The organism is Sphingomonas segetis (genome assembly GCF_009720245.1).
GTDB classification, from domain to species: Bacteria; Pseudomonadota; Alphaproteobacteria; order Sphingomonadales; family Sphingomonadaceae; genus Sphingomicrobium; species Sphingomicrobium segetis.
Map to the genome: position 1 here is coordinate 1 of NZ_WJSQ01000193.1, position 4,242 is coordinate 4,242.

6 protein-coding genes are annotated in these 4,242 nt (G+C 67.7%); 3 read left to right on the forward strand and 3 right to left on the reverse strand.

Translation table 11 applies throughout. The annotated features are described in order from the left end of the window. Window positions 1-434: transcription antitermination factor NusB (locus tag GH737_RS13340; RefSeq protein WP_230558810.1), on the reverse strand; the 434-nt coding region annotated here is incomplete at its 3' end. A 25-nt stretch (window positions 435-459) separates the two neighbouring features. Between GH737_RS13340 and GH737_RS13345 the strand changes: the two genes are divergently transcribed. Then, entirely contained in the window at window positions 460-639 is a 180-nt protein-coding gene (locus GH737_RS13345; RefSeq protein WP_155265286.1) for a DUF1674 domain-containing protein, read from the forward strand. Here the strand turns inward: GH737_RS13345 and GH737_RS13350 are convergent. Further along, the gene (locus tag GH737_RS13350) at window positions 636-1,616 is read right to left on the reverse strand and encodes an NAD(P)H-dependent glycerol-3-phosphate dehydrogenase (RefSeq protein WP_155265287.1); all 981 of its coding nucleotides are present in this window, start codon (window positions 1,614-1,616) and stop codon (window positions 636-638) included. The two genes, GH737_RS13345 and GH737_RS13350, sit on opposite strands and share 4 nt — an antisense overlap. Then, window positions 1,613-2,644, reverse strand: coding sequence for a tRNA (adenosine(37)-N6)-threonylcarbamoyltransferase complex transferase subunit TsaD (gene tsaD / locus GH737_RS13355; protein WP_155265288.1), 1,032 nt, complete (start codon window positions 2,642-2,644; stop codon window positions 1,613-1,615). Before tsaD ends, GH737_RS13350 begins: the two co-directional genes overlap by 4 nt. Window positions 2,645-2,695: 51 nt before the next feature. Here tsaD and hemC point away from each other — a divergent pair, with 51 nt between their 5' ends. Together hemC and GH737_RS13365 are read left to right on the forward strand one after the other, a co-directional pair. Beyond that, on the forward strand, window positions 2,696-3,610 hold the full coding sequence (gene hemC, locus GH737_RS13360) for a hydroxymethylbilane synthase (protein WP_155265289.1): 915 nt from the start codon (window positions 2,696-2,698) through the stop codon (window positions 3,608-3,610). Then, a complete protein-coding gene (locus GH737_RS13365) occupies window positions 3,607-4,149 on the forward strand; it encodes a uroporphyrinogen-III synthase (protein ID WP_155265290.1) in 543 nt (180 codons plus the stop codon). Before hemC ends, GH737_RS13365 begins: the two co-directional genes overlap by 4 nt. The last annotated feature ends 93 nt before the right edge of the window (window positions 4,150-4,242 follow it).

The following is a 4,242-nucleotide window of genomic DNA, read 5'->3' on the forward strand; positions in this document are numbered from 1 at the left end:
ACCCTCGAAGGCGAGCGGATGAAGGGCGAGTGGGTCCTGTTCCGCCTCAACCCGCGCAAGGGCGAGCGCGGCGAGCCGTGGATGCTCAAGAAGGTCACCGACGAATATGCCGACCCGGACAACGGCAGCGCGGTTGCGACGAGGGCGTGGTCGGGCGTCCCAAGCCCGAGTTTCTGGGCCAGCGCGAGGCGCAGCACCATGCGCGCCTTGCTGTCGTCGGGGAGCCGCTGCCGCGTCGCGCCGTCGATCAGCACATCGAGATCGGGGAGGCGACGAAACACTTCGCCGGCAATCGCGATTGCAAGCGCGTGATCGGCGGGCGCCAGGCCGCGGACGCGGCCCGCGGCGCCTTCCAGCGTCTGGCCGCGGCGAAGCACGGCATCGAGCATCTGCAGCGCCGCTCGGCGAGCACCGACGCCTTCAACGCTTGGCATCGACAGCAGCGCTCGCCATCTTGGCATGGTGAAACGATCCCAAGAACGACCGGCGCATCTCGCTCCGCCGGCCTATCTCAGTCCGTCGCCGCCCGTGCCCGAGCCGGAGGCGGTCGATCCGCCGCCGCCTTCCGGTGAGGAGGGAAAGCTGGACCCCACGCGCTACGGGGACTGGGAAAAGAAGGGGATCGCGGTCGATTTCTAGACACCTTCGGCCCTGAGCGGGCGCGAAAGCAGCTCGTCGAGGACCTGGTCCACATCGGCGCGTCCCCCCACCAGCGCGTCGACCGCTTCGACGATCGGCATGTCGATTTCCTTCTCCCGCGCCAGCCGTGCCAGCACGGGCGCGGTGAAGGCGCCCTCCGCGACCGTCTTTCGCTTGGACAGCAGTTCGGCCACGGGACGGCCCTCGCCGATTCCAACCCCGAGCGAGTAATTGCGCGATCTCGTCGACGAGCAGGTAAGGACGAGATCGCCGAGGCCCGATAGTCCTGCAAGCGTTTCCGGCTTCGCGCCATAAGCCACGCCGAAGCGGCTCATCTCGGCAAAGCCGCGCGCGATCAGCGCCGCGCGCGCGTTCTCACCAAGCCCCTTCCCCTCGACAACCCCGCAAGCGATCGCGAGCACGTTCTTTACCGCGCCGCCAATCTCCGCGCCGGGAAGATCGTCGGATACGTAAATGCGAAAGGCCGGCTGCGACAGGCGATCCCGGAGCTGTTCCGCAAGCGACAGATCCTCGCCGGCGAGCGTGACTGCAGTGGGCAGCCCCCTGGCGACTTCATGTGCGAACGTGGGCCCGGACAGCACCGCGACTGGCGAGGTCGAGCAAACCTCGCGCGCGACCTGGTGAAGCAGCGCGCCCGAGCTCTCCTCGATCCCTTTGGAACAGAGAACGAGCGGAATGCCAGGGCATGGCATCCGCGCGAGGACCGCCCGCATGTGCTGCGCGGGCGTCACCACCAGCCACGCATCGCAGTCGGAGAGCTCGGAGAAATTGCCGGTCGCCCGGATCGCCGGGTCGAGCTTCACCCCCTGCAAATAGATCGGGTTTTCATGGATTCGGTTGACCGCCGCGACGACATCGTCCTCGATCGCCCACAGCAGAGTGTCGCGGCCGCCCTGCGCTGCAACCTGCGCGAGCGCCGTGCCCCAGGCGCCGCCGCCGATGACTCCGAGCTTCATGCCTTTATACCTGCCCCGCGCACCTTCTCAGCGCTGAAGTCGAGCGGCCAGCGAGCGCGTGCAGGCACATCGAGATCGTCGCAAAGGCCGGCGGCGAACCGCTCTGCGCCGGCCCAGGCGATCATCGCTGCATTGTCGGTGCAGAGCCAGCCGGGCGGGACGCTGAAGCGGCGACTTTCGCGCGCCGCAAGATCGGCGAGTGCGGCACGAATCGCATCGTTCGCGGCAACGCCCCCTGCAATAACCAGCGCGGGAGCCTCACTGCTTTCGAGCGCGAGCCGCGTGCGATCGACGAGGCAGTCGACCACGGCCTGCTGGAAGGCCGCGGCAATGTCTTCGCGCCTGTATTCGCCCGACGCGACCGCGCGCTGCACCGCGCTCTTGAGTCCAGCGAAGGAAAAATGCGGTTCGTTTGAGCCGACCAGCGGGCGCGGCAGCGGCACGGCGCCCGCGTCGCCGCCTTCGGCAAGCTCCTCGATCGCGGGGCCGCCAGGATAGCCGAGACCGAGCAGCTTGGCCGCCTTGTCGAACGCTTCGCCGGCAGCATCGTCGATGGTCGTCGCGAGGCGGCTATAGTCGCCCACCCCGCGCACCTCGAGCAACTGGCAATGCCCGCCGGAGACGAGCAGCAGCATATAGGGAAAATCGAGGTCCGGATCGGCGAGGCGGGGGCTGAGCGCGTGGCCCTCGAGATGGTTGACCGCGATAAGCGGCTTGCCGGCCGCGAGCGCCAGTCCCTTCCCGGCGAGCAGCGCGACCATCACCCCGCCGATCAGCCCGGGGCCCGCGGTCGCGGCGACCGCATCGACCTCGCCGATCGACATCCTCGCCTCGTTCAAGACCTGCTCGATGAGTGCAGGGAGGATCTCGACGTGAGCCCTCGCGGCGATTTCCGGCACGACGCCGCCGTACGGCTGGTGCGCCTGCGCCTGGCCGACCACCGTCTGCGCCTGGATACGGCGATCGCTCGTCACCAGCGCCGCGGCACTATCGTCGCAAGAGGATTCCAGGCCAAGGATTATACTCATTTCGTGTCCGGCCCTTTGCCTGATCCTCCCGAGTTGCACTAGGGGTGGACCATGCAGGGACTTCGCCTAGGGACTCGCGGATCGGCGCTGGCGCTGGCCCAGGCGCGCAAGGTTGCCGCAGCGATCGAAACGTCGCAGCGCTGGCCCGAGGGCTGGGTCCAGATCGTCGAGATCACGACGACGGGCGACAAGGTGAAGGACCGGCCGCTCGCCGAGATTGGCGGCAAGGGGCTTTGGACCAAGGAGCTGGACCGGGCGCTGCTCGAAGGTGAGGTCGATTTCTGCGTTCATTCGATGAAGGACGTGGAGAGCATCCGGCCAAAGGAGATCCACGTTGCGGCGGTGCGGCCGCGAGGCGATGTCCGCGACCGGATCATCGGCGCAGCGTCTGTCGAAGAGCTGAGGCGGGGCGCGGTGGTCGGCACCTCCTCGCCAAGGCGCAAGGCACAGTTGCTGCGATTGAGGCCCGACCTCAAGATCGTCACTCTGCGCGGAAATGTCGAAACGCGCCTCAAGGCCGTCGAATCGGGGGCCGTCGATGCGACGCTGCTGTCATGCGCGGGTCTGAAGCGCCTCGACATCGACGCGGGCACCGCCATCCCGACCGAGGTGATCCTCCCCGCTCCGGGCCAGGCAGTGATCGCGATGGAATGCCGCAGCAACGACACCCGCACGCAGAGCGTGCTGACGACCGTCAACAACCAGATCACCTACGATTGCGTGATGGCCGAGCGCGCCTTTACCCGCGCGCTCGTCGCTTCCTGCGCATCGCCGGTCGCAGCGTTCTGCGTGCTAGAAGACGGCGACTTGCGAATGCGCGGACAATTGTTCAGCGAAGATGGCAGTGAAATGGTCGAAGATCGCGCAGTGTTCGACTGCGGGGAGCTCAAGCGGCCCGCCGAACTCGCGCGCTCGCTGCTCGAAAACGCTCCCGATTCGATCCGGAGCCTTTTCGCACCCGAATGAAGCACGTGCTGGCCCTGCGCCCTGAGCCGGGCGCCAGCGCGACGGTCGAGCGCGCGCGAGCGCGTGGCCTCAAGGCCGTTGCAGCGCCTCTGTTCGAAGTTGAGCCGCTGGCGTGGCAGGCACCGGACGCCGCCGCGTTCGACGGACTGCTGCTGACGAGCGCCAATGCCGTGCGGCATGGGGGACAGGAACTCCTGAAACTTCGCGGTCTCGCGGTTTATGCCGTCGGGGAAGCGACGGCCGATGCCGCGCGCGAACACGGCTTCGACATTGCTGCGGCTGGAGATTCGGGGATCGACCGGCTGCTCGATTCGATCGCCGCGGACCTGACGCTGCTGCACCCGTGCGGCGAAGACCGGCGAGAGCCCGCTGACGCGCGGCAGCGGATCAGGCCGATTGCGGTTTACAGGGCGAAGCCAGTCGAGGCGCCCGATCTGGCATCGGCGGACGGCGCCGTCGCGCTCGTCCATTCGCCGCGCGCCGGACGGCGCTTTGCCGATCTGGTCCGCGGCTTAACCATGCCCGCCGACATCAGATAGCCGTGAAGGTCTTTCGTGAACGCCGCCAGATCCTCCATGATCGACTTGTTGCGGCGGATGAGCCAGTTGTAGGCGAGCACCGCCGGGACCGCG